The following is a 26,213-nucleotide window of genomic DNA, read 5'->3' on the forward strand; positions in this document are numbered from 1 at the left end:
GTATTTTTTATGAAAGTAGTATTCATGGGTACGCCTGATTTTGCAGTTCCAATTCTAGAGAGACTTGTGGAAGAGAATTATGACGTTCAACTAGTAGTGACTCAACCAGATCGTCCTAAGGGGAGAAAACAGCAGTTAACTCCACCTCCTGTTAAGGTGGCTGCTGAAAAAAACGGAATCCCTGTTTTCCAGCCAGAGAAAATAAAGAACGAAGAGGAATGGAGAAAGGTAGAGGAGATCAATCCAGATATCATTATCACCGCTGCATTTGGACAGATCCTCCCAAAAGGATTATTGGATGTTCCTCCTTTAGGTTGTATTAACGTACATGCGTCTCTTCTTCCTAAATACCGTGGAGGCGCACCAATTCATCAAGCAATTATTGATGGAGAAAAGGAAACGGGAATAACGATTATGTACATGGTAGAAAAGCTGGATGCAGGAGCTATTTTATCACAAAAAGCTATCCCGATTGAAAACAGTGATACAACAGGTACGATGCACAATAAATTAAGCGAGCTTGGTTCTGAGCTATTATTAGAGACATTACCTGAGTTAATAGAAGGCTCTATCGTAGCAGAAGAACAAGATGAAGATGGAGTAACCTATGCGCCAAATATTTCGAAAGAACAAGAATTAATTCACTGGGATAAAACTTCGATTGACATATTTAATCAAGTTAGAGGTTTAGCACCATGGCCTGTAGCATATACAACGATGGAAGGTCAGCGAATGAAAATTTGGGCTACAGAGATAATAGAAGAAAAGACAAATGAAAACCCAGGAACAGTCATTAAGATAAACGACGATAATGTTTATATAGCTTGTGGAGAAGGTACTGTATTAAAGTTACTTGAAATACAACCTTCAGGAAAAAAACGATTGGATATGAAAACATTTTTTCATGGAGCAGGAAAAGACTGGACCTCTGGAATGAAATTAGGAGAATGAAATGAAACAAGGAAATGTAAGAGAATCAGCGTTAGATGTATTATTAAAAATAGAACAACAACAAGCATATAGTCATCTACTGTTAAATGAAACAATCAAACGGTCAAATCTATCAAAAAAAGATGTACCATTATTAACAGAGATTGTGTATGGAACAATACAACGTCAAAAAACATTGGACTTTTATTTAACCCCCTTTTCAAAAAGACCATTGGAAAAATTGGAGAAATGGGTACATATTTTATTACGTCTCACTCTATACCAAATAGTATATTTAGATAGAATTCCTGAGCGTGCAGCAGTTCATGAAGCGGTACAAATTGCAAAAATACGTGGCCATAAAGGTATATCAGGGATGGTGAATGGAATTCTTCGCTCTATTTTACGTAGTGAGCTTCCAAGCTCAGATTCTATTGAAGATCCCATTAAGAAGATGGCTGTGAAAACAAGTCATCCTGAATGGCTACTGGCTCGTTGGGAAAAACAATATGGTCATGAAACAGCGTTAAGAATTGCGGAAGGAAATCTTCTTTATCCAGTTCATACAGCAAGGGTAAATAGACTAAAGGCATCTGTTCCAGAAGTGATAGAGGCATTAGGAGAAGAGGGTCTAGAAGCAAGACAAAGTGAGCACATTCCAGAAAGCATCGTTATTACAAAAGGTTCTCTTAGTGCTACTCAACCATTCAAGAACGGGTGGCTTTCTATTCAAGACGAAGGTTCTATGTTAGTTGCTTATGCTATGGCACCAAATAAAAACGAAAGAATTCTTGATGCCTGTGCTGCACCAGGTGGGAAGTCAACACATCTTGCTGAAAAAATGGAAAATACAGGTGAAATCGTATCACTTGATATTCATAAACATAAAGTAGGGTTAATTGAGGAACAAGTAAAAAGATTGGGGCTAACCAATGTGCATGCACAAGCATTGGATGCAAGACGTACATCAGAACATTTCTCTCAGGAGAGTTTTGATAAAATTTTAGTGGATGCACCATGTTCCGGTTTAGGGGTTATCCAACGCAAACCTGATTTAAAATGGTCGAAAAAACCAGAAGATATTCATCGTTTATCAACGATTCAAAGGGAAATATTACAATCTGTTTGGCCACTATTAAAGCCTGGTGGTAGACTTGTATATAGTACTTGTACTATTGATCAAGAAGAGAATAATGATGTAATATCCTCATTTGTCAATGATAATCATGATGCAAAGTTAGATGAAGCATTATTGGATCGTATACCTGCGAAATTCTATGGTAGCGAAAATAAAGAAACAGGCATGATACAATTATTTCCTGGTGAAAATGCAACAGACGGATTTTTTATTTCTTCTGTTATGAAAATATATAAAGAAGATTAGAGTTGAGATAAAGTTAGAGTGTTAAGAGATAGGTAGACCTCCATGCAATTGAAATTTGCACCATGACGGATGAAAATACACAGTGAAGTAGATTAGAACTTATTGAATGAGTGGAAGCCCATGAGACTCCTGTGGGATGCAGATGCGAGACTAGGAAAGCGAATGGGCTGAAACGAATGAATACCAACCAACAAAGTTAGTATTACAATATAGTGATGGTAGTCGTATTTTCAGGTAGGTACTTTATCAAAAACTCAAATAAAGGTGGTTATTACATGTTATCTGATATAAAGAAAAATGATTTAGAAAAAAAACCTTCACTATATTCATTAACCTTTGACGAATTAGCTTCTTGGTTAAAAGAAAAAAAAGAACCAGCATTTCGAGCAAAACAACTATATGATTGGCTTTATATTAAACGAGTTACGTCTTTTGATGAAATGACAAATTTGTCAAAGGATTTTCGTTCTTTGTTGGCGAATGAATATTCATTAACAACTTTAAAAACAGTAACAGAACAAGTGTCAAAAGATGGAACTATTAAGTTTTTATTTGAATTACAAGATGGTTATTCTATCGAAACGGTAGTCATGCGACATAATTATGGGAATAGTGTTTGTGTTACTACTCAAGTAGGCTGTCGTCTAGGTTGTACGTTTTGTGCATCAACACTCGGTGGATTAAAACGTAATTTAGAAGCAGGAGAGATTGTCGCACAAGTATTAAAAGCTCAGCAGTTTTTAGATGAAAAAGAAGAACGGGTGGATTCTGTTGTTATCATGGGTATTGGAGAACCATTTGATAATTATGAGGAGTTATTACGTTTCTTAAAAACAATTAATCATGATAATGGGTTAAATATTGGAGCGAGACATATCACTGTATCCACAAGTGGGGTTGTTCCTAAGATTTATCAATTTGCAGATGAACAACTACAAATAAATTTTGCTATTTCTTTACATGCGGCAAATACAGAAACACGCTCTAAATTAATGCCGATTAATCGTGCATATCCATTAGAAAAACTAATGGACTCTATTAAATATTATATTGAAAAAACAGGTCGAAGAATTACTTTTGAATATGGATTGTTTGGTGGAGTAAATGATTCGATAGAAGATGCTGAGTTATTAGCAGACTTAATTAAAGATGTAAAATGTCATGTTAATTTAATTCCGGTAAATGATGTTTTGGAGAGGAACTATGTTCGAACACCGAAGGAGCAAATTTTTGCTTTTGAACGAACATTAAAAAATCGAGGTATCAACGTTACGATCCGAAGAGAACAAGGCCATGATATAGATGCAGCTTGTGGTCAACTTCGGGCAAAGGAGCGTAAAGAAGAAACGAGGGGATAACGGAAATGGATGCAGTATTTCTTACCGATGTAGGGCTTATACGTCCTCAAAATGAAGATGATGGAGCTTTTTTACAGGACAAGCATGGACAAATTATCGCTTTCGTTGCAGATGGTATGGGAGGCCACCGAGCTGGTGATGTTGCAAGTCGAATGACGAAAGAAATACTTCTTTCGAAATGGAATGACAGAGATAGTTCCTTCACTGCGAAAGAAGCAGAGCAATGGTTAGAAGATACAATTTATGAAGTAAATAAACAATTGTTTCAGCATGCTTCAGACAATCCCGAATGTGAAGGGATGGGAACAACTGTCGTCGTTGCTATTTGTAATGATCAGTTTGTTTCTATTGCTCACGTTGGCGATTCTCGTATTTATTTGAAAACACCAGAAGAAATGCGACAACTAACGAATGATCATACATTAGTAGGGGAGCTTGTTCGTTCAAGACAAATCACAAAAGACGAAGCAATGTTTCATCCTCGAAAAAATGTAATCCTTCGTGCGTTAGGTACTGAACAGTCTATTAAAGTAGATACTTCTACAATTCATTGGGATGAAGGGTCAAGTTTATTATTATGTTCTGATGGGTTAACTGATAAATTGAATGACGATGAAATTAATGAACTGCTTTCGTCGAAAAAATCCATTGAAGAAATAGGCAAGCAGATGATTGAACTAGCCAATGATCGCGGTGGCGAAGATAATGTTACCGTAGTGATTGTCTGTCACCATGAAGAACACAAGGATGTGACAGACGAATGAAAAAACGTATAAACGATAGATATGAAATCATAAAGCCAATTGGTGGCGGAGGAATGGCGAACGTTTACTTAGCTCGTGATATCATATTGGACCGTCAAGTTGCTGTAAAAGTTCTTAAACCCCAATTTTCAGAAGATGAGGAATTTATTAAGCGGTTCCGACGAGAGGCACAGGCAGCCACAAGCTTATCACATCCAAATGTCGTAAATATTTACGATGTTGGTGAAGAAGACAATTTGTATTTTATAGTAATGGAATATATTGAGGGCTACACTCTAAAGGATTATATTCAAAAAAAAGGAAAACTACATGTCCATGAAGCGGTTCATATTACGGAGCAAATTACATCTGCAATTGAACATGCACATGAAAATCATATTATTCACCGGGATATTAAACCACATAATATTCTCATTGCTAAAGATGGAACAGCAAAAGTGACAGACTTTGGAATAGCTCGTGCCATTAGTGAGGCCACAATTACTCATACGAATTCCGTACTAGGCTCTGTTCATTATTTGTCACCTGAACAGGCAAGAGGTGGACATGTAACGTATAAATCAGATATATATTCTTTAGGAATTGTAATGTTTGAAATGTTAACAGGAGAAGTTCCGTTTAATGGAGATACAGCAGTATCTGTAGCGATAAAACATCTTCAAAATCCTGTTCCTTTTTTGCGAGATAAGGATCCAGCCATACCACAAAGTGTGGAAAATGTTGTGTTAAAAGCAACAACAAAAAATCCGTTAAATCGCTACGCAACTGCAGATGATATGGAAAAAGACCTAGCAACTGTTTTTGATGCAAGAAGAAACGGTGAAACGAGAATTCAACTACCAATAGACGATGATGAAGCTACGAAGGCAGTACCAATTGTAGGAAATGTAAATGTAGATGATCAACAACAAACGATGATTCATAACCAAACAACAGGTACGATCTCTCCTACTAATCCAAATAATACGGAACAACCGAAAAAGAAGAAACGTACGGCAAAGTTTTGGGTTACACTCTCGTTAGCTATTTTACTATTTTTAGGTGGGGGTCTGTATGTTGCGTTTTCATTGATTCCTAGCTGGTTACATGTAGATGAAAAATCTATTCCTGACTTAATTGGAATGGAGTTAGAAGAAGCGGAAGAAACCCTAACAGACTTAGGTTTTGAGGTGGAGAATGAGCTTCGCTACGATGATGAGGTAGAGGAAGGATTGGTTATTAGCCATCAACCACGTGCTGGAGAAACAAGAAAAGTAGGTACACTAGTAACATTAGTTATAAGTGAAGGCACGGAGCCTGTTGAAATGATAGATGTTGTTGGAGAAACAGAACAATTTGCAAGACGATTACTTGAAGGATATCAAGAAATCGAGGTAGAAAAACGGGTAACCTCGGACTATGAAGCAGGCACCGTTTTACAGCAAACTCCAAATGCAGGAGATTTAGTTATTCCATCTGAAACGGTTGTTCGTCTTATTGTGAGTGAGCGACCAACATATTACATGGATAATCTACTTGGTTATACGATTGATGAGGTAAGGGAACTATTAAGAGACAATGACTTATTGGAATTGAACTTTGTAGAAGAATATCATGAAACAGTGGAAGAGGGGAAAGTAATTTCGCATGACCCACCAAGAAACACGGAGATTAGAGAGAAAACAACAGTTACAGTTGTAATTTCAATAGGTCCAGAACCAGTGGAAGAACCCGAAGACGAACCTATTACAGTAAATGTTCCATTTACTGTTACGATTGAACAAGGAGAAACGGAAAACGAAGAAGAAACTACACCTGAGTATCGTTTGAGAATACAAGTAATGGATTTATTTAATAGTACTCCTAGACAGGTAGTGAATCGTGATATTTCATCTACGGAAACATTCCAAATTCCATTAACTGTTGCACCAGGAGATAGAGGATATATTTTAGTCTATCTGGATAACGAAGAGTATGGAGACTCTCCTTATGAATATGAGTACGAGGAACTGAAACAATATGAATAATAAATACAAAGGAGGAGTTTTGTTGATAACTCTTGGAGGTAAGAATGGCTCAAGGTAGAATTGTAAAAGCACTAAGTGGTTTTTATTATGTTGAAAATGAAGATGGAATTTTTCAATGTAGAGGTAGAGGAAACTTTCGAAACCGAAACATAACTCCATTAGTCGGAGACAATGTTCATTTTGAAGCGGAAAATAGAACAGATGGCTATGTATTAGAAGTGTTTGAAAGAAAAAATGAATTAAATCGCCCTCCGATATCAAATGTAGATCAAGCAATATTAGTTTTCTCTACGGAAGAACCATCCTTTAGTTCTTTATTGCTTGATCGGTTTCTGGTTCATGTTGAAGCGCATGATATTGAACCAATTATTTGTTTATCAAAGATTGACTTACTTGAAGAAAATCAAAAACAAATTCAAGCTTTTGAAGACGATTATAGGCAATTAAAATATGAGGTAGTTTCAACTTCTATTTTTGTGGAAGAAACAATTGAGAAACTGCGTCCTTATCTACAAAATAAGATATCTGTATTTGCCGGACAATCTGGTGTTGGGAAATCTTCCTTGTTAAATGCACTTAGGCCAGAGTTAAATATTGAAACTGCTCCTATCTCGAAAAGCTTGGGCCGAGGAAAGCATACAACTCGTCATGTGGAATTAATACCGATTGACGAGGGTGGTTATGTTGCGGATACTCCTGGATTTAGTGCATTGGATTTTGAAGGGATTGAAGCTGAAGAGTTAACCTTGTTTTTCCCAGAAATGCGCAAGCATATAAACGATTGTAAATTTAGAGGTTGCACGCATGTGAATGAACCGAAGTGCGTTGTTCGAGAAAAAGTAACAAGCGGAGAAATTACCTCTTACCGTTATGAACATTACTTGCAATTCTTTGAAGAAATTAAATCACAAAAACGGAGGTACTAGTGTTGATTAAAATAGCACCATCTATATTATCAGCTGACTTTGCAAAGCTTGGGGAAGAAATAATAGATGTGGAAAATGGAGGAGCGGACTATATTCATGTAGATGTGATGGATGGACACTTTGTACCAAACATCACGATAGGACCGCTAGTAGTAAATGCAATTCGTCCGATAACGAAGCTACCTCTTGACGTACATTTAATGATTAACAACCCAGATAGCTATATTCCTGAATTTGCAAAAGCAGGGGCGGATATCATAAGTGTTCATGTAGAAGCTTGTACCCATTTGCATCGTACGATTCAACTAATTAAAGAAACTGGGGTAAAACCAGGAGTTGTAATTAATCCTGCTACTCCAGTATCTTCTATTCAGCATATTGTGGAAGATGTAGATTTAATTCTACTAATGACAGTTAACCCTGGATTTGGTGGACAAGCATTTATCCCATCTGTTTTACCTAAGATTAGGGAAGTAAAAGATCTTGTAGTTCAAACTGGGAAATCTATTGATATAGAGATCGATGGAGGGGTAAATCCAGATACTGCGAAACTATGTGTCGAAGCTGGTGCAAACGTGTTAGTCGCAGGATCTGCTATTTACAATAGTCGTAACCGAAAAATAGCTATTGATTCTATACGAGGGGCATTGTAAAATGAAAACTAATTGAAAATACCACGAGGGGAGTCTTATGATAGACTGAGAGGAAGCTATACGCTTCGACCCTTTGAACCTGTAAGTTCGTACTTACGTAGGGATGTGGATGCTTATATTAGATCTATGTGCCATTGCACCTGCAATGGCTTTTTCTATGTATCGGTGTTTTTGATTATGGGGAAACCTACAATCAAAAGAGGAGGAATTTTTTATGCAAAAGACAAGACCGGTAGTAATTATGGCAGAAATAGCAATTATGGCCGCATTAGCATTTATTCTTGATTTATTAACGCTTCTAAAATTTTGGCCACAAGGTGGATCCATATCCCTTGCGATGTTGCCAATATTCGTTATGGCTCTACGTAGAGGATTAAAGCCAGGCTTATTAACAGGGTTAATCTATGGAATACTAAACTGGAATTATGATCCTTATATTGTTCACTGGTTACAAGGATTAATTGACTACCCAATCGCTTTCTTCGTTGTTGGTTTTGCAGGACTAATAACAGTGAAAGAAGAAATGCCTAGATGGAAGCAAGCACTTTATATTACTCTTGCTGTATTAATCGGTAGTGTCCTTCGTTTTGCTGCTGCATTTACAAGTGGAATTGTATGGTTTGGAATTTATGCACCGGAAGGAACGCCAGTAGCTTGGTATTCATTTACGTATAACATCTCCTATTTAGGACCAACATTCTTAGTCTGCTTAGGAGCAATACTACTATTAGCAAACGTAAACAAACGAATTTTACACCCAAATGCGTAACGTTTAAGATTGCTCCATTGTGGAAAATTCCAGGGTAAACATCCATGCAAGTGGACAACTGCATCATGGGATTAAAAATACGTTATGAATTAGATTAGTACTAAAAATTTCCGATGCAATGAGCGTAAGCCAGCGAGACTCCTTGAAATATGCTAACACATTTTTCTGCGTACGGTGTGGTTTCAGGAAGCTTAATCAAAGTCCTGTGGGAAGCAGAGCGAAGGCGAGATGCCGGAGATTGTTTACACTCGAAGGTACCTCGGAAGCTCGCCTGGCAAAGCGAGCAGGCTGAAGCGAATGGAATACAAACAAACATAGTTAGTAATACAAGATAAGTTTAACTACCGCTAACTCGCGTATTTTTAGTAGCCGTAAAGGAGAGGAAATCCATGAAGTATATCTTACTTGCAGCAGGTCCATTTGAATATGTTCCTCCATTAAGTGAACTCAAAATGAAACATAACGATGCACAATGGATCGGCATCGACAAAGGAACCTTTCATTTATTGAAACATGGAATAACCCCTCTCCATGCATTTGGTGATTTTGATTCTTTAACAGTAGAAGAAGGTGAATGGGTGCACAGTCAAACTGTGCACCTTTCTGTCTATCCAAAAGAAAAAGACGCCACAGACATGGAACTTGCGTTAGACTGGGCTATATCCAAAAAGCCAGATGAAATCATTCTTCTAGGTGCAACAGGTGGAAGGTTAGATCATATGCTTGTTAACATTCAGTTTTTAACAAAAGGCCTTGAAAAAGGAGTAAATATAGTTATTGAGGATATTTATAATCGAGTCACAGTAAAAGAACCTGGAGAATACACTATTCATGAAAGTGAATTTCCATACAATTCATTCTTGCCCATGTCTATTCAAGTTGAGGGTCTGACGCTGACTGGTTTCCGGTATCCGTTGGAAAACAGAACGATAACACAATCTTCTAGTTTATGTATTAGTAATGAACTAGTGAGTAATAAAGGTACTATTTCTTTTACATCAGGTAATTTACTATTATTTCAAACGAGAGATTAGAACAAGTAAGAAACAGTTTAGTATTTTTTTCCGAGTTTTTTCTAAGAAAATTGGTACTATTTTTGACTCCATGAATATAATGGGTAATAACGAAGCACGTTTATCTTTTAACTCACATGTCCTTTAGTGGCAGGGACAGCTCATTTTCGAGGAGGGGGAAATATGAAGTTTTATACGATCAAACTACCAAAGTTCATCGGAGGCTTTGTAAAAGCGTGTTTAGGCGCGTTTAAAAAAGGCTAGACATATACAATTTTAGGAAACCTTTGTACTATTTTATCTAGTCAACTGTAAGGAACATTAAAGTCAGGTGTTATAAACAAATCGGTAAAGAGGGGAGGGTGAGAGGCAGTCTCCTCCACCTTTTCAATTACTCTTTATGTTTTTTTGAAGTGGATTCCTTTATTAGGATAAAATTTGTCATCATTCGCATACTAGTAAAAAAACGGCGCATAAGCGCCGTTTTTTAGTACAATGATTAGGGTATAAAATTATACACGTTCTACTTTCCCTGATTTTAATGCTCTAGCAGAAACGTATACACGTTTTGGTTTTCCGTCTACTAAAATGCGGACCTTTTGAACGTTAACGCCCCAACGACGTTTCGTTGAATTTAAAGCATGTGAACGTTTGTTACCAGAACGTGGTCCTTTACCAGTAATTACACATTTACGTGACATTGTTTTCCCTCCTTCACACAATACGAGAAGAACAGTTGCTGTCTTCTTTATACGGTCACAAATAAAAACACTACGTAATCTTAGCATATGGTTCAAAAGATTTCAAGTGATTTTATATAAACTTTCAAGTGAATTTACTTGACAGTCAAAAAAAAAAATAATCATAATGAAAAAAAGAGCTTTTCTTTTAAATTGAAATCATTTATAGTAAAATGGCTTTAGCTATAAGGTAACGACCTAAGGAGGCGATTCAAAAATGACCATCGAAATGAAAACGAATTATGGAAAAATTGATGTTTCAAAAGAAGTGGTTGCTGTTATTGCAGGAGGAGCAGCTATTGACTGCTATGGGATAGTAGGCATGGCATCACAAAAGCAATTAAAGGACGGCATCACGGACCTCTTAGGGAAGGAAAATTTGGGAAGAGGCGTCGTTATTCGTGAACTAGAAGATGAAGAAATTCACATTGATATGTACATCATTGTAAGCTATGGAACAAAAATTTCCGAAGTAGCTCATAATGTTCAGTCAAAAGTAAAATATCAACTTGAAAAGATGTTAGGTTTAAAAGTGAATTCTGTGAATATTTTCGTACAAGGTGTGCGCGTTATTAACCCATAGTACGTACGTAAGGAGGAACATTTTGTGACGATCAACTTAATTGATGGTGAAAAGTTTGCACATATGTTAATTGAAGGTGCAAATAACTTATCTAATAATTCGAAAAAAATTGATGCATTAAATGTATTTCCTGTGCCCGATGGAGATACAGGAACAAATATGAATTTAACAATTACTTCAGGAGTAAAGGAAGTAAAAGGGCAAAAAACAGATCACGTTGGTAAAGTAGCAGGTACCTTTGCTAAGGGTTTACTAATGGGAGCGAGAGGTAATTCAGGTGTAATCTTATCACAACTTTTCCGAGGTTTTTCGAAGTCAGTTGAAGGAAAAGAAACACTGACAGCAAAAGATTTAAGTAAAGCTTTTGAATACGGTGTAGATATGGCTTATAAAGCTGTCATGAAACCCGTTGAAGGAACAATCTTAACTGTTGCAAAAGATTCTGCAAAAAAAGCGGTAGAATTTGCTAAGAGTAATGATAACCCTGTTGAATTAATGGAAGCAGTTGTAAAAGAAGCAAAGGCTTCATTAAAAAGAACTCCGGACCTTCTTCCTGTATTGAAAGAGGTTGGTGTTGTAGATTCAGGTGGACAAGGTCTTTTGACTATTTATGAAGGGTTTTTAGCTGTCTTAAAAGGGGAAAAAATTGTTGACCTTATTCAACAAGAACCTAGTATGAACGAACTCGTTCAAGTTGAACACCATCAATCTATGCAAGCTCATCTATCTATTGAAGACTTAGAATTTGGTTATTGTACAGAAGTGATGATTAAATTTGAAGATGAGAAAGTGAAAGAGAACCCGTTTACTGAAGAGGCGTTCAGAGACACACTTAGTCAGTATGGTGATTCTTTACTTGTTGTTTCTGATGAGGACCTTTTAAAAGTACATATCCATGCTGAGTATCCAGGTAATGTAATCACTGAGGCCCAAAAGTTTGGATCCCTTGTAAACGTTAAAATAGAGAATATGCGTGAACAACACTCTAGTATTTTAGAACTAGAGCAAGCTGCAAACGCTTCAGCAAGTTCAAAGAAGAATGAAAAAACAGAATATGCTATTATCACTGTATCCATGGGGGAAGGAATAGCAAATTTGTTCAAGGGTTTAGGTGCGAAAAAAGTGATTGCTGGTGGACAGACTATGAATCCTTCAACGGAAGATTTTGTAAAAGCTATGGAAGAAGCGAATGCAGATAAAATCATACTATTACCAAATAATAGTAATATTGTGATGGCCGCGGAACAAGCGGCATCTGTTTCTGATGCTGAAGTAATTGTAGTTCCTTCTAAGTCTGTTCCTCAAGGTTTAGCTGCACTACTAGCATTTAATCCTGCAGACTCTTTAGAGGCTAATAAAGAAGGTATGTTGGAATCATTAGCTTCTGTGAAAACTGGAGAAGTAACGTATGCTGTTAGGGATACCAGTTTAAATGGCGTACAAATTAAAAAAGGTGACTTTATGGGTATCTTTGAAAAAGATATCGTCACTACTTTGCCAAATGTACAAGAAGTAGCAAAAGATCTACTATATAAAATGGTGGACGAGGATAGCGAAATCGTTACTATCATTTTTGGAGAAGATCGCACTCAAAAAGAGGCAGAGGAATTAATTGAGTACCTAGAGGAACATTTTGAAGATATTGATGTAGAGATTCATCAAGGAAATCAACCACTATATTCTTATATTGTTTCTGTAGAATAATGATGAAGTTAATTAATAAAAGGGGGTTGTGTGTTCATGGGAAATGTACGCATTGTTACTGATTCGACAGCAGATATACCGAAATCGTTACAAGAGGAATTAAACATTACTGTTGTACCACTGAAAGTTCATTTTGGTGAAGAAACATTTGAGGATGGTGTTGATTTACTTCCAGACGCTTTTTATGAAAAACTGCAATCTGCCAATCAAATTCCTACTACGTCTCAACCAACCCCTTATCAATTTGAGACAGTATATCGTAGTATATTTGATGAGAATTCTGACAGTGATATTATATCCATGCATTTATCTTCAAAATTAAGTGGTACGTTTCAATCTGCGTATATTGCATCACAAACATTAGGGACCGATGTACCAGTATCTGTAGTTGATACAAAAAGAGCTTCTTATGCTATTGGGATTATCGTCGTAGAATTAGCAAGAATGGCGAAAACTGGAGCAACAAAAGAAGAATGTATGAAACGTTTGGACTCTCTTTTAGAGGATACCTCTGTATTTTTTATGGTAGATACATTAGAGTTTTTAGAAAAGAATGGTCGTATAGGAAAAGCATCAGCTGTATTAGGGTCTTTATTAAAAATTAAGCCAATTCTTTCATTGAACAACGATGGAGAAGTATTTCCTTTTGAAAAAGTAAGGGGCCAGAAAAAAGCGGTTAGTCGAATTATACAGGAGTTAGAAACAAGATATGGGAAAGAAGATGTTAATATTGGTATTTCTCATGCTCAGTGTCTTTTAGAAGCAGAAGAAATGATGTCTAAACTTACTGATAATTTTCATGTGAAAGATCAAGTTATTACTGACATTGGTCCAGTAATCGGTACACATGTTGGTCCAGGAACAATTGCAATTTCTGTAACAAAGGTATAAGCAATTATTTTTATTATCCGTGTATAAGCAGTTTCTAGATAAAATGACAAAAACCTACCTTTTGGAAACTTGAGGTAGGTTTTTTCTCCGTTTAAGAAAGCATAACTATACTGACTAGTATATTATCTAGCTACAGGAGACATCACCTCGTGCCAAATAACATGCTTAATTAAAAGCAACAAGCTATTTATCGTTAATTAATAGAATAAATAGGTAAGTTATGATGGAATCTGTGAATATGAATGTTTTCCATAGCTGTTTCTATATCTATTTGTTAATATAGAAAGAGAGTAATGTTTCCTGTAAATTATTTCATCTAGGAGGTACAACAGTGAAATATAGAAGTGTGTTTGATATTATCGGTCCGGTCATGATTGGTCCTTCAAGTTCTCATACAGCAGGTGCGGCTAGAATTGGATTAGTTGCAAGACAGCTTTTTCAAAAAGCTCCTACATGGGTATCTTTTCATTTATATGGTTCGTTTGCCAAAACTTATCGGGGGCACGGTACGGACGTTGCTCTAGTTGGTGGTATATTAGGATTTGATACTTTTGATAATAGAATAACGGAATCTATTGAGATAGCTAAAAATAGTGGCCTGACAGTTTCTTTTCATGAGGAAGAAGCACATATGGATCACCCAAATACCGTAAAAATTCACTTAGGTGACGATTCTCATGAGATGGAACTAGTTGGTATTTCCATTGGTGGGGGGAAAGTAGAAATAAAAGAGTTAAATGGCTTTGAGCTGCGATTAAGCGGGAATCATCCAGCAATACTCGTAGTACATGATGATCGTTTCGGTGCTATTGCATCTGTTTCAACCATCTTGGCGAAAAACGAAATAAATATTGGACATATGGAAGTTTCACGTAAAGAGGTGGGGAAAGAAGCGTTAATGGTTATTGAAATAGATCAAAATATTGGTGGAAATATAATGAAACAAGTGGAAGCTCTTGATCATGTGACGAAAGTGACAAAGATCCATGAATAATATACATCTAGGAGGAGCATCATGTTTCGAAATGTTGAGGAATTAATTACCAGTGCAGAAGAAAAACAAATTCCTATTTCTGAAGTAATGATTTTACAAGAGATGGAGCATTATGGTCGATCTCGTGAAGATATCATGCATCAAATGGAACGTAATTTAGAAATAATGGAAAAGGCTGTAGAGCGTGGTATAACAGAGGATGTGAAATCTGTTTCTGGTTTAACTGGTGGAGATGGAAAAAAGTTGTATGAGTATATCCAATCCAACGAAACGCTTGCTGGTCCATTTTTATTAGAAGCAGTTGCAAAGGCAATGGCAACAAATGAGGTTAATGCAGCCATGGGAACCATTTGTGCAACACCCACTGCAGGGTCTGCTGGAGTTGTTCCAGGTGTATTATTTACGATAAAAAATAAGCTTAAGCCTACAAGGGAACAAATGGTTCGTTTTTTATTTACAAGCGGAGCATTTGGGTTCGTTGTAGCGAATAATGCTTCGATTTCAGGAGCTGCAGGAGGGTGTCAAGCTGAAGTGGGGTCTGCCACAGGAATGGCTGCTGCTGCAGTTGTAGAGATGGCTGGGGGAACACCGCAACAATCTGCGGAAGCCATGTCCATCGCTTTAAAAAATATGCTTGGACTAGTATGTGATCCTATTGCTGGTTTAGTGGAAATCCCATGTGTCAAACGAAATGCTTTTGGTGCATCCAATGCTATAGTAGCAGCGGATCTAGCTTTAGCAGGGATAACAAGTATTATTCCAACAGATGAGGTAATTGATGCTATGTACCGAATCGGTGAGTCAATGCCTTCCACACTAAAAGAAACTGCAGAAGGTGGACTGGCAGCGACACCAACGGGACGAAGAATTCAAGAGCAACTATTTGGTACTGCAAAAAAGGTGTGATAATAATGAATCGACCTGTCTCTGACATAACTGGAGTAGGACCTAAAATGATGGAACAGCTTGAACGAATGGGAATCTTCACAATCCAACAAGTAATGGAGCACTATCCTTTTCGATATGAAGACAAGGCTGTTCGACCAATTATGGAAGCACAGCACGACGAAAGAATTACTATTCGTGGAACCGTTCATAGTGAACCAGAACTACGTTTTTATGGTAAAAATAAGGCTCGTTTGACCGTTCGCGTGCTCGTGGACGGTCTCTTGGTGCAAGCGATATTTTTTAACCAACCTTATTTAAAGCGACAAATTTCTTTAGGTGATACGGTTGTGATAAATGGGAAACTGGATAAGCATCGCCTTGTCATTTCTGGTGGTACGATATTAAAAAACCGGGATGAAAATTCTGAAGGTTTAGAGCCTGTTTACTCATTAAAAGGTGATATGAAAATTACTGCATTACGCAAATTGATCCGTCAAACATTTGTTCAATTTAATGAAGAAATAAAAGAGTTTTTACCGCCACAGTTAATGGCTACATATAGACTCATGGAACGAAAGGAAACGTTACGCCAGCTTCATTTTCCTACCTCTATTGATATGCTTAAACAAGCCAAGCGGCGTATGATATACGAAGAACTTCTTTTGTTTCAATTAAAAATGCAATTTTTCCGAAAGAAGGAACGTGAAGGTGACATTGGTCAAAAAAAAGTAATCCAGATGGAAAAAATAGATGCTTTCATCACAACTCTTCCTTTCCCATTAACCAATGCACAGCAACGAGTACTTGGAGAAATTATGACAGATATTCAATCTGAGCATCGAATGAACCGGTTGTTACAAGGCGATGTGGGATCGGGGAAAACGATCGTCGCTGGAATTGCCCTTTTATCTGTTGTTCAAGCAGGGTTTCAAGGAGCGCTAATGGTGCCTACAGAAATCTTAGCGGAACAACATAAAGAATCACTAGTCTCTTTATTAGAGCCCTTAGGTGTTCGTGTAGAACTACTTTCTGGATCTGCAAAAGTGAAGGAGCGTAGAGTGATTTTAGAAGATTTAAAAGAGGGAAAGATAAATATACTTATTGGTACACATGCCTTAATTCAGGATAGTGTTACTTTTCATAAACTTGGTTTAGTTATTACTGATGAGCAGCATCGTTTTGGTGTAGAGCAACGCAGAATATTACGCAAAAAAGGGCTAAGACCAGATGTTCTTTTTATGACCGCAACACCAATTCCACGAACATTAGCTATCTCTGCTTTTGGAGATATGGATGTTTCTGTTATTGACGAAATGCCAAAAGGAAGAAAGCCAGTAGACACACGCTGGGCAAAGCCAAATATGCTTCCAAGAGTGATTGAGTTTGTTAAAAAACATTTAGCTCAAGGAAATCAAGCATATATTATATGTCCTTTAATCGAAGAATCAGAAAAACTAGATGTTCAGAATGCGATCGATGTTCATGCACAATTACAAGTGGAGCTTGCTCCTTTTCAAGTGGGACTTATGCATGGTAGATTGGCCGCTGCAGAAAAAGATGAGGTCATGAATGATTTTGCCTCTAATGTTGTCCAAGCATTAGTTTCTACAACAGTGGTCGAGGTAGGGGTAAATGTACCAAACGCTACAGTGATGGTCATCTACGATGCAGAACGTTTTGGCTTGTCTCAACTCCACCAGCTCCGTGGACGAGTTGGACGTGGCAGTACACAATCGTATTGTGTGTTGCTAGCTGATCCTAAGTCGGATGTTGGGAAAGAACGTATGAAAATTATGACTGATACAACGGATGGATTCGAGCTTTCTGAGCGCGATTTAGAATTGCGAGGTCCTGGAGATTTCTTCGGTTCCAAGCAAAGTGGACTTCCTGAGTTTAAAGTTGCAGACATTGTGGAAGATTACCGAGTATTAGAAGTTGCCAGACAAGACGCTGTAAAGCTAATAGAATCAGAAGCGTTTTGGAAAAATGATCAATATAAAAAATTACGAGATTACTTGAAAAAACAAGCACTTTTTAACGAAGAAAAATTAGATTAATAAATCAATGGTTGAAAATACAGTCCTTCAACTATATACTACTATTAGTACCTAGTCATATTAGCTTGGAAGTGATGAAGATGAAAGTATCGAAAAAACAACGTCAACCATTATTAATAGCAAAAATAGAGGAAAATCCATTCATAACAGATGAAGCCTTAGCTGATGCATTTGAAGTGAGTGTACAAACGATTCGTTTAGATCGTCTAGAACTAAATATCCCAGAAGTAAGGGAACGGATTAAAAACGTTGCTCAGCAACAATATGACACAGTGAAAGCTTTACCAATTGAAGAAGTAATTGGTGAAGTTATTGACTTAGAACTAGATAAGCATGCTATCTCCATTTTAGATATCCGAGAGGAACATGTTTTTTCACGAACAGGTATTGCCCGTGGACATCATTTATTTGCACAAGCCAATTCATTGGCTGTAGCTATTATTGATGATGAGCTTGCCCTTACAGTTAAGGCTAATGTTTCGTTTAAACGAAGAGTTAAGGTTGGGGAACGTGTTGTAGCGAAAGCGTATGTAAAAGAAATAGGGGAAGATAGAACTATTGTAGAAGTAAAAAGCTTTGTGGATAAAGAACAAGTTTTCCACGGAGAATTTTCTATGTTTCGTCAAGAACAATAAGTTGAGGATGGTGTAACATATGAAACTCGCTGTAGATGCTATGGGAGGAGACAATGCCCCTGGAAGCATTGTCAAAGGCTGTGAAAAAGCTCTCAAGGCATACGAAGATTTACACGTAATATATGTAGGAAATGAACAAGAAATAAAGAAGCATATGACAACAACGGAACGAGTAGAAATAATACATACAGAAGAAGTTATTGATAGTGAGGATTCCCCTGTTCGTGCTGTACGAAGGAAAAAGAATGCGTCTATGGTATTAGCAGTACAACAGGTGAAAGATGGCGTTGCAGATGCTGCAGTTTCAGCAGGCAATACTGGTGCACTTATGACTGCGGGATTACTAGTAGTTGGCAGGATCAAAGGGATTGAACGACCAGCGTTATCTCCAATGCTACCAACCTTAAATGGTGATGGTTTCTTACTTCTAGATGTTGGTGCAAATATGGACGCAAAACCTTCTCATTTATTGCAGTATGCAGTAATGGGTGATGTATATATGCGAAAAGTAAGAAAAGTGGCCAAGCCTCGGATTGGTTTGTTAAATGTTGGTACGGAAGCCGGGAAAGGCACAGATTTAACGAAGCAAGTGTATGCATTACTTCAAGAAAGCTCACTTGAATTTGTAGGAAATGTAGAAGCCAGGGATTTATTAAATGGAGTTGCAGATGTCGTAGTTTGTGACGGATTTTCTGGAAACCTCGTTCTAAAATCTATTGAAGGAACAGCACTTTCCTTGTTTTCCATTCTCAAAAAAGAGTTAACTTCTTCATTTAAAAATAAGCTGGCAGCTGGTGTTTTAAAGCCTGCATTCAAACAAGTGAAGCAACAAATGGACTATTCTGAATATGGTGGCGCTGGTTTATTTGGATTAAATGCTCCGGTAATTAAAGCGCACGGTTCTTCAGATGATAATGCATTTTTTAATGCAATTAGACAGGCAATAACAATGTATGAAGAAAACGTTGTAACAACGATACAAAAAGAATTAAAAGAAAATCTCTCGGAAAAGGAGCTATAAGTTTATGGGGAAAATAGCGTTCGTTTTTCCAGGTCAAGGTTCTCAACAAGTTGGGATGGGGAAAGAACTAGCTGATTCATATGAAGTGTGTAACAATATTTTTCGTGAAGCGGATGAAGTCTTACAGGAATCATTTTCATCTCTTATATTCTCAGGTGACGAAGAGGAACTCAAACGAACGGAAAACACACAGCCAGCATTATTAACGACAAGTATAGGTATATGGAAAATATTACAGGAACAAGGCATAACAGCAGATTTTGCAGCTGGACATAGTTTAGGGGAATATTCTGCCTTAGTAGCCAGTGGTGCTATGTCCTTTGAAAGTGCTTGTCTTGCTGTAAGAAAACGTGGTCAATGGATGGAAGAAGCTGTTCCTAAGGGAAAAGGAACAATGGCAGCCATTTTAGGGATGAATCGAGAAGATCTTGTTTCTGTTACAAAGGAAGTAACAGAAAAGGTGGATATTGTAGAGCCAGCAAACTTTAATTGTCCTGGACAGATCGTTATTTCTGGATCTACTGCTGGTGTACAAGCAGCATCAGAGCTAGCAAAAGAAAGAGGAGCTAAAAGAGCGATTCCTTTATCTGTAAGTGGACCGTTTCACTCAACTATGATGAAGCCAGCAGCACTTAAGATGAAAGATCATTTAGACCAAATAGCAATTTCAACACCAACAATACCTGTAATTGCAAATGTGACTGCAGGTACAGTTAACGATTCAGAAACAATTCGCAGATTGTTATATGAGCAAATATACTCCCCAGTATTATGGGAAGACACAGTGCAAAAGCTTTTGAATGAAGGTGTAGATACCTTTATTGAACTAGGACCAGGGAAAGTACTTAGTGGACTTGTGAAAAAGGTATCTCGTCGTGCAAAGGTTTTCCCTATCTTTGATAATGAAACACTAGAAAAAGCATTAGAAGCATTAAAGGAGGAGTAGTTATTCATGAAAGGACAAAACGCACTTGTAACAGGTGGCTCACGAGGAATTGGTAGGGCAATTTGTTTGGACTTAGCAAAAAATGGTGTGAATGTAGCGGTGAATTATTCTGGTAGTCAAGATAAAGCCGAAGCGGTTGCTGAAGAATGTCGAGCATTTGGAGTAAAGGCAATGGTAGTTCAATGTGATGTTGCTGATGGTGATGCTGTACAAGCTATGGTAAAAACAGTGATTGGTGAGTTCGGTTCGATAGAAATCCTAGTAAATAATGCAGGGATTACGAGAGATACACTGATAATGAGAATGAAAGAAGAAGACTTTGATGCAGTAATTAATACAAACTTAAAAGGTGTTTTTAATTGTTCTAAAGCAGTGACACGTCCAATGATGAAGCAACGATATGGCAGAATTGTTAATATTTCCTCTGTTGTTGGAGTATTGGGTAATGCAGGGCAAGCTAATTATGTAGCAAGTAAAGCTGGTGTTATTGGATTAACAAAGTCATTGGCAAGAGAGTTGGCGAATCGTAATATCCATGTAAATGCGATTGCTCCTGGTTTTATAGAAACAGATATGACAGACAAACTACCTGAAGAAGTAAAAGAGGAAATGCTAAAACAAATTCCACTTGGAAAGCTAGGTTCCCCGGACCAAGTGGCAGCAGTTGTATCATTTTTAACAAGTGAAGCATCAGGTTACATGACAGGTCAAACACTTCATGTTGATGGTGGAATGGTCATGTAATGAAATCTCACTAGTATTTTCTAACATTTTATCCTATAATTACTGAGAGGAGGTGAGCTACATGGCTGTAATGGAACGAATTGCAAAAATCGTATCAGACCGTCTAGGCGTAGATGAATCACAAATCAAACCAGAAGCAACATTTAAAGAAGATTTAGGTGCTGACTCCTTGGATGTAGTTGAACTAGTAATGGAACTTGAAGATGAGTTCGACTTAGAGATTTCCGACGAAGATGCTGAGAAGATTGCTACTGTCGGTGACGTTGTTGAATACATAGAGCGTCATCAATAGTTTACCAAAATCCCAAGCCCCCCAAAAAGGGGCTTGGGCTTTCAAAAATCTTAAAATCCACAGTAGAGAAGCGATGGGGGTTCTCATGCAACAATCAAGAAAGATTCAAAGAAGGGGTTTAAAACGTCAATCAAAAAAAATGTTGATGACGGAAGACCAAAAAATTCAATACCGCCAATTTTTGTCTTCTATAAATATAACGTATAATATTGAAGACTTATTTATCCAAGCATTTACCCATTCATCGTATGTAAACGAACATCGAATTCGTCCTCACGATGATAACGAACGGCTCGAATTTTTAGGAGATGCTGTTTTGGAATTGGCCATCTCACAATACTTGTTTAAGAACTATGAAAACATGAGTGAAGGGGAGATGACCAAACTCAGAGCTGCCATCGTTTGCGAGCCATCACTAGCAAAAATTGCAGATGAATTACACTTTGGTGACTACGTATTCTTAGGTAAAGGAGAAGAAATGACCGGAGGAAGAAGACGCCCAGCCCTATTAGCGGACGTATTCGAATCCTTCGTAGGAGCACTATACCTAGACTCAGGGATGGATTCCGTCTATAACTTCTTACAAGCATACGTATACCCAAAAATTGCAGAAGGCGCCTTTTCCGACATGATGGACTACAAAAGCCAATTGCAAGAACTCATCCAACGAGAAGGACAAGGCCACATCCAATACAAAATAGTCCAAGAAAAAGGCCCAGCCCACGCCAGAGAATTCGTCTCCGAAGTCTGGCTAGAAAACAACCAACTAGGCAAAGGACTAGGAAGATCCAAAAAAGAGGCGGAGCAAATGGCCGCACAAAAAGCACTGCAAAAACTCGAAAAATAAAACCATTAAAAAATCGATTCGACGTTAATCCTGGCCATATAAGACTGTGAGGAATTTATTCCTCTAAAGTCTTATATGGTCAGGATTTTTTTTACGCGACAGCGTAAAAAAGCGTGGCGAAAGCCACGCAGTCGAATCTATTTTTTAACCCTGAACTATATTGCGAGTTTTTATAGTGCACCCCGCCATTTGCGACGAAGGCGAGAGCCTGAGGAGCAGATGGCCCAGGTTAGAAGAAGTGAGGAATTCATTCCTCAAAAGTCTTCTATGGTCAGGATTTTTTTACGCGACAGCGTAAAAAGCGGGGCGAAAGCCACGCAGTCGAAACGATTTTTAACCATGAACAATATTACGAGTTTATATATTGCGCCCCGCCATTTGCGACGAAGAGCGATAGTCCTGAGGAGCAGATGGCCGAGGTTTGGATCGTGTAGCTTGTGAAGTAAAATATTTTAAATAGTTAAATTCAATAAAGATATGAGAATTCACCTAAAATGGAAAATAACGAGCTTTTTAATTACTGTGGACATAAAAAATATATAGTTCCATCCCTCTACCTCCTCATCATTTGGAGATTAATCTAAAAATTACCTTTTAACAATAACAATGTTTGTTATAATAAAAATAACCTTTTCCCCGCGAAAAAGGTTTTTCTATGGGTTTAAAAAACTAATCATCTACAAAGGAGGACTTATATAATCATGTCTAACCCAAGCTTCATATTTGTAATAGCCAGCATCATAGCAGTATTCGGTATCACTATCTGTTTGAAACAATTAATATCAAAGGTTCAAGTTGAATTGGAAAAAAAGAACGACATTAGCACAGAAACAGTGCAAAAAGAAAACAGTCGCTTTTTTATAAAAGTAGTATTAGTGGAAACTATCCCAATTCTTCTAGTCGTTTATGGGTTTAATCAAATTGCTTCAATTGAAGGAACGAAGGAACTTTCTGAATTACTTCCAGCAATCATTCTTATTATTATCACTTTTATAGTAGGATTATTTATGATATTGATGGCTCGTCAACAAACACTTTCCATTGGAGATTTAACAGCAAACGCAAAAGGAGCAGTAAATACAATCTTATTTATTGGTATTAGTTTGATAGGAGCAATTCCAATTCTATCAATTGTTGCGATTTTAATGATGCTGGCATAAATATAAGTGCTAGTAATTAGCTTCTTAAACATTGAATTAATTATTGTTTAAGCTATCTTACATTTAGAAAAATCACATCTAATAAAGCTCATTGAGATGGTTCCTTATCCTTTTAACATATTCTAAGGGATGTGATTTTTCTATTTTTTTTAGTATTTTCTTCTTATACCTATATAGGAATTCAAGCTTCATAAATTACAGCGAATGATACTAACGTCATCAGGTCTTTCCAATCCAATCAATGTTAATTCCCCTCCTCAAAGTTGTCGTATTTCGCCAACGATTGTTCCTGAACAAACACTTATCCTTTTTTACCCAAATTGTAAAGAAAAAATGCTAAAATAAAATAATTGACAATAAAATAGCTATACTTCATTTATGGAAAATATGATATAACTAATAATTTTGAACGGTGAATAAAGTGAAACAATTAACTAGTGTATTTATTTCAATAATCCTCGGTAGTATTTCTTTTTATCAATACAACATCACGCAACATATGAGAAAAGAATTGCTGGCAGAGTTTATTGTTGCTCAACACATTACAAAGTATTATTACATAATGCGATAGAAAACTATCAAAGTGGGAATGAAATAGGATTTCACATACAATGATTATGTTCATCTTTTTTGCATTAATAACGAAAACTATGGAGTTATTTAAGTAGGTAAGAAGAGAAAAACATAGTATCATTATGATTGAAACACCTAGTTATAATTCTGGTTATGGAAAGAGGACGTAATATGATAACTCTTTTTAATTTATTGATCTGGGTGTTAATTTTTATCGGTGTGATTATTTTTCTTACGATTCTCTATATGATTGTAAGGGAATCTGAAAAAAAGTACATATTTTCCATTTTTCCAATTCTCATAGGTATCATTTTATTACTTGTTATTTTTTATCTTCCCGTTAAGTTAAAAATTGATTCTAACATACATTATAAGATTTCTGTTCATAATTATGGAGCTACATTTGAAATGGAGGATGAAGAAGAAGGGAAAAAATTAATTGATATTTTAAATCGTCATACGTTAACAAGAAGTACGGAAAAAACGTTATTAACAGGCGATAGACATTATTCTAACGAAAGTATCTCAATTTCTGTATCGAGCGATGATGTACAGTATTTTTTTGTTTTTCTAAGAAAAGAGGCTACAGAATATTCATACGTTTTAACAATGGATGGCCAATATTATTCTATAAAAAATATTGAAAGTTTTATAGAAGAAATACTATCCTTTCTTTCCGAAGATCACCCCCCCACAGAAAAGGAATGTACTGAAGCGAGTGAAATACAAACCAACAAAGTTGTTAGAACTATATAGTTATGCACTCTAATAACACGATTTTCGAGGATAGACAACAGAAAGAATCTCCTTCTGTTGTCTATTCTTTCGTTATAAAAACAATAATCCAAGAAACGTGGAAACAACTAACCCTATAATTACGGGGAAAAAACTCTTTCTAACTAAATCCATAACAGGTACTTTCGCAAAACCAGCGACTGCAACAAGTGACGACCAGGCTATTAAGGTACCGCCACCAACCCAGATGGATCCCATTTGACCAATTGCAGCGAGTGTTGCTGGATCAACGCCAATATTTGGTCCAATGGAGCCTGCTAACGAACCCACAAGAGGAAGCCCAGAAAACCCTGAACCGTCTAACCCAGTAATCATACCTATTAGCAGAATGCTGAATCCAGCAATAAATGGACTGTTTGGAATGCTTTGTTGTCCTGCTTGAACTAACTCAAATAGTAATGCAGGTGCACTATCTACGCTTGTTCCAAATATTTTTGCGGAGAGTTCGTCACTACCAACAAAGAAGAAGCCAGCAATGGGAATAACCGGACCCATTGCCTTAAATGCAAACAGGAATCCATCAACAATATATCCACTTACATTGTTTAACGAGGAGCGGAAATCAGTGAAGCTCGCTGCAAATATAAGGAGTATCAAGGCTGTTCCTCCGATGAGAGCTGCACCTGAACCTCCTTCTATATCAGCAAAATTTGCTGAGAACTTTGATAGTAACATATAAACTACAATGACGAAAAAGGAAAGGGGAACTAATGCTGCAAAAATATACCTTCCTTTACTTGATGGCTTATTTTTTTCGGATACCTTTTGTGCTTCTTCAATACCATCGAATTTCATATTTTCCCATGCTTTTAAGTGTTGATCTGATGGTCGTTTTATTGTTTTTCGAATTAATAAATAAGCTAAAGTAATTGCTACTGTACCAGTAATAATAGAAAGTACAAACGCTTGATCCGCAACACGATCTGCGCTTATTCCTGCTGCTGTAGCACTAAGTGTTGGGGCAATTTGAATAATGTAATCAGAAGACAAGGCCATTCCTTGACCTGCAAGAGAGATGGCTATTGCTGCACCGATGGGAGGTAACCCAGCTCGAACAGCTACAGGTATAAGCAAAGCACCGACCAAAGGAACTGCAGGTGTTGGCCAGAAAAATAAGGATATAGCATAGGTGACAAAGATAATTACCCAAAAGGAAATGTGACCATTTATCATTACTTTTTGAAAGGGCGTTATCATTTGCTCATCCGCGCCCATATCTTTTAAGGCATGTAGTAATGCTTTCATAACAGCAATGATAAGGAAGATATTAAATAACTCTCCAGCAGCTGTTAAACTTGCATTAAACATCGTTTGTAATCCAAAAATAAAGGAACCACTATAAAATAAACCAACAAGAAAAGTCATCAAGATAGCAGGAACCACGACATTTTGGCGGAATAACATAGTAACAATTATTACTATTGTTCCGAGTAAATATATCCAGTGCGTTGCAGTTAACTCCATCATCAAACTCCTTTCCTACACCAATACTAAAAAACCTTAGATACTATATGAAAAGTAATAGGCTTTGGTGTATAGA

Annotated in this window: 26 protein-coding genes and 1 riboswitch; of the genes, 24 read left to right on the top strand and 2 right to left on the bottom strand. The window is 37.0% G+C overall.

Going from position 1 to position 26,213, the window contains the following annotated elements; translation table 11 throughout:
- Positions 1–9 precede the first annotated feature (9 nt).
- From fmt to spoVM, 10 genes are all read left to right on the top strand, one after another.
- The gene (gene fmt / locus ACERII_RS08880) at positions 10–951 is read left to right on the top strand and encodes a methionyl-tRNA formyltransferase (protein ID WP_373641667.1); all 942 of its coding nucleotides are present in this window, start codon (positions 10–12) and stop codon (positions 949–951) included.
- A gap of 1 nt (position 952) precedes the next feature.
- Complete coding sequence (gene rsmB / locus ACERII_RS08885) at positions 953–2,314, top strand: 16S rRNA (cytosine(967)-C(5))-methyltransferase RsmB (protein WP_373641668.1); 1,362 nt, start codon at positions 953–955, stop codon at positions 2,312–2,314.
- A 275-nt stretch (positions 2,315–2,589) separates the two neighbouring features.
- A complete protein-coding gene (rlmN, locus tag ACERII_RS08890; protein WP_373641670.1) occupies positions 2,590–3,672 on the top strand; it encodes a dual-specificity RNA methyltransferase RlmN in 1,083 nt (360 codons plus the stop codon).
- A gap of 5 nt (positions 3,673–3,677) precedes the next feature.
- Positions 3,678–4,436: a Stp1/IreP family PP2C-type Ser/Thr phosphatase gene (locus ACERII_RS08895; RefSeq protein WP_373641672.1), complete on the top strand. Its 759-nt coding sequence runs from the start codon at positions 3,678–3,680 to the stop codon at positions 4,434–4,436.
- Complete coding sequence (gene pknB, locus ACERII_RS08900) at positions 4,433–6,442, top strand: Stk1 family PASTA domain-containing Ser/Thr kinase (protein WP_373641673.1); 2,010 nt, start codon at positions 4,433–4,435, stop codon at positions 6,440–6,442. Before ACERII_RS08895 ends, pknB begins: the two co-directional genes overlap by 4 nt.
- 44 nt (positions 6,443–6,486) lie before the next feature.
- Positions 6,487–7,368 carry a ribosome small subunit-dependent GTPase A gene (gene rsgA, locus ACERII_RS08905; protein ID WP_373641674.1) on the top strand — a complete coding sequence of 294 codons (882 nt, stop codon included), beginning with the start codon at positions 6,487–6,489 and terminating at the stop codon, positions 7,366–7,368.
- 2 nt (positions 7,369–7,370) lie between these two features.
- Positions 7,371–8,021, top strand: coding sequence for a ribulose-phosphate 3-epimerase (gene rpe, locus ACERII_RS08910; protein ID WP_373641676.1), 651 nt, complete (start codon positions 7,371–7,373; stop codon positions 8,019–8,021).
- A 16-nt stretch (positions 8,022–8,037) separates the two neighbouring features.
- Positions 8,038–8,142, top strand: a riboswitch (TPP riboswitch).
- A gap of 93 nt (positions 8,143–8,235) precedes the next feature.
- Positions 8,236–8,790 carry an energy-coupled thiamine transporter ThiT gene (thiT, locus tag ACERII_RS08915; RefSeq protein ID WP_373641677.1) on the top strand — a complete coding sequence of 185 codons (555 nt, stop codon included), beginning with the start codon at positions 8,236–8,238 and terminating at the stop codon, positions 8,788–8,790.
- A 389-nt stretch (positions 8,791–9,179) separates the two neighbouring features.
- Positions 9,180–9,824 (top strand): thiamine diphosphokinase, encoded by a 645-nt coding sequence (locus ACERII_RS08920; protein WP_373641678.1) that lies wholly within the window; start codon positions 9,180–9,182, stop codon positions 9,822–9,824.
- 162 nt (positions 9,825–9,986) lie between these two features.
- Complete coding sequence (spoVM, locus tag ACERII_RS08925; protein WP_307323171.1) at positions 9,987–10,067, top strand: stage V sporulation protein SpoVM; 81 nt, start codon at positions 9,987–9,989, stop codon at positions 10,065–10,067.
- Positions 10,068–10,315: 248 nt separating this feature from the next.
- Here the strand turns inward: spoVM and rpmB are convergent, their stop codons facing one another.
- Positions 10,316–10,504, bottom strand: coding sequence for a 50S ribosomal protein L28 (rpmB, locus tag ACERII_RS08930; RefSeq protein ID WP_373641680.1), 189 nt, complete (start codon positions 10,502–10,504; stop codon positions 10,316–10,318).
- A 256-nt stretch (positions 10,505–10,760) separates the two neighbouring features.
- On the opposite strand from rpmB, the gene ACERII_RS08935 reads away from it, so the two are divergent.
- From ACERII_RS08935 to ACERII_RS09000, 14 genes are all read left to right on the top strand, one after another.
- Positions 10,761–11,126: an Asp23/Gls24 family envelope stress response protein gene (locus ACERII_RS08935; RefSeq protein WP_373641681.1), complete on the top strand. Its 366-nt coding sequence runs from the start codon at positions 10,761–10,763 to the stop codon at positions 11,124–11,126.
- Between the two features lie 24 nt (positions 11,127–11,150).
- Positions 11,151–12,830: a DAK2 domain-containing protein gene (locus tag ACERII_RS08940; protein ID WP_373641682.1), complete on the top strand. Its 1,680-nt coding sequence runs from the start codon at positions 11,151–11,153 to the stop codon at positions 12,828–12,830.
- A gap of 36 nt (positions 12,831–12,866) precedes the next feature.
- A complete protein-coding gene (locus tag ACERII_RS08945; protein ID WP_373641684.1) occupies positions 12,867–13,721 on the top strand; it encodes a DegV family protein in 855 nt (284 codons plus the stop codon).
- Between the two features lie 331 nt (positions 13,722–14,052).
- Positions 14,053–14,715 (top strand): L-serine ammonia-lyase, iron-sulfur-dependent subunit beta, encoded by a 663-nt coding sequence (gene sdaAB, locus ACERII_RS08950; RefSeq protein ID WP_373641687.1) that lies wholly within the window; start codon positions 14,053–14,055, stop codon positions 14,713–14,715.
- A 21-nt stretch (positions 14,716–14,736) separates the two neighbouring features.
- Positions 14,737–15,621, top strand: a complete 885-nt coding sequence (gene sdaAA / locus ACERII_RS08955) for an L-serine ammonia-lyase, iron-sulfur-dependent, subunit alpha (RefSeq protein WP_373641689.1) — start codon at positions 14,737–14,739, stop codon at positions 15,619–15,621.
- A gap of 5 nt (positions 15,622–15,626) precedes the next feature.
- Positions 15,627–17,660, top strand: coding sequence for an ATP-dependent DNA helicase RecG (recG, locus tag ACERII_RS08960; RefSeq protein ID WP_373641690.1), 2,034 nt, complete (start codon positions 15,627–15,629; stop codon positions 17,658–17,660).
- A gap of 80 nt (positions 17,661–17,740) precedes the next feature.
- A complete protein-coding gene (fapR, locus tag ACERII_RS08965; RefSeq protein ID WP_373641691.1) occupies positions 17,741–18,295 on the top strand; it encodes a transcription factor FapR in 555 nt (184 codons plus the stop codon).
- A gap of 19 nt (positions 18,296–18,314) precedes the next feature.
- Positions 18,315–19,316, top strand: coding sequence for a phosphate acyltransferase PlsX (plsX, locus tag ACERII_RS08970; RefSeq protein ID WP_373641693.1), 1,002 nt, complete (start codon positions 18,315–18,317; stop codon positions 19,314–19,316).
- 4 nt (positions 19,317–19,320) lie between these two features.
- Positions 19,321–20,262, top strand: a complete 942-nt coding sequence (fabD, locus tag ACERII_RS08975; protein ID WP_373641695.1) for an ACP S-malonyltransferase — start codon at positions 19,321–19,323, stop codon at positions 20,260–20,262.
- Positions 20,263–20,268: 6 nt separating this feature from the next.
- The gene (fabG, locus tag ACERII_RS08980; protein ID WP_373641696.1) at positions 20,269–21,006 is read left to right on the top strand and encodes a 3-oxoacyl-[acyl-carrier-protein] reductase; all 738 of its coding nucleotides are present in this window, start codon (positions 20,269–20,271) and stop codon (positions 21,004–21,006) included.
- Between the two features lie 61 nt (positions 21,007–21,067).
- The gene (gene acpP / locus ACERII_RS08985; protein WP_373641698.1) at positions 21,068–21,298 is read left to right on the top strand and encodes an acyl carrier protein; all 231 of its coding nucleotides are present in this window, start codon (positions 21,068–21,070) and stop codon (positions 21,296–21,298) included.
- Positions 21,299–21,437: 139 nt separating this feature from the next.
- The gene (gene rnc / locus ACERII_RS08990; RefSeq protein WP_373641738.1) at positions 21,438–22,145 is read left to right on the top strand and encodes a ribonuclease III; all 708 of its coding nucleotides are present in this window, start codon (positions 21,438–21,440) and stop codon (positions 22,143–22,145) included.
- A gap of 701 nt (positions 22,146–22,846) precedes the next feature.
- On the top strand, positions 22,847–23,305 hold the full coding sequence (locus ACERII_RS08995) for a hypothetical protein (RefSeq protein ID WP_373641699.1): 459 nt from the start codon (positions 22,847–22,849) through the stop codon (positions 23,303–23,305).
- 744 nt (positions 23,306–24,049) lie between these two features.
- Positions 24,050–24,634, top strand: coding sequence for a hypothetical protein (locus tag ACERII_RS09000; protein ID WP_373641701.1), 585 nt, complete (start codon positions 24,050–24,052; stop codon positions 24,632–24,634).
- A 72-nt stretch (positions 24,635–24,706) separates the two neighbouring features.
- Here ACERII_RS09000 and ACERII_RS09005 read toward each other — a convergent pair whose 3' ends face one another.
- Positions 24,707–26,137 (bottom strand): hypothetical protein, encoded by a 1,431-nt coding sequence (locus tag ACERII_RS09005; protein ID WP_373641702.1) that lies wholly within the window; start codon positions 26,135–26,137, stop codon positions 24,707–24,709.
- Positions 26,138–26,213 lie beyond the last annotated feature (76 nt).

The sequence above is a fragment of the Evansella sp. AB-rgal1 genome, from assembly GCF_041820985.1.
Lineage (GTDB): Bacteria > Bacillota > Bacilli > Bacillales > Salisediminibacteriaceae > Evansella.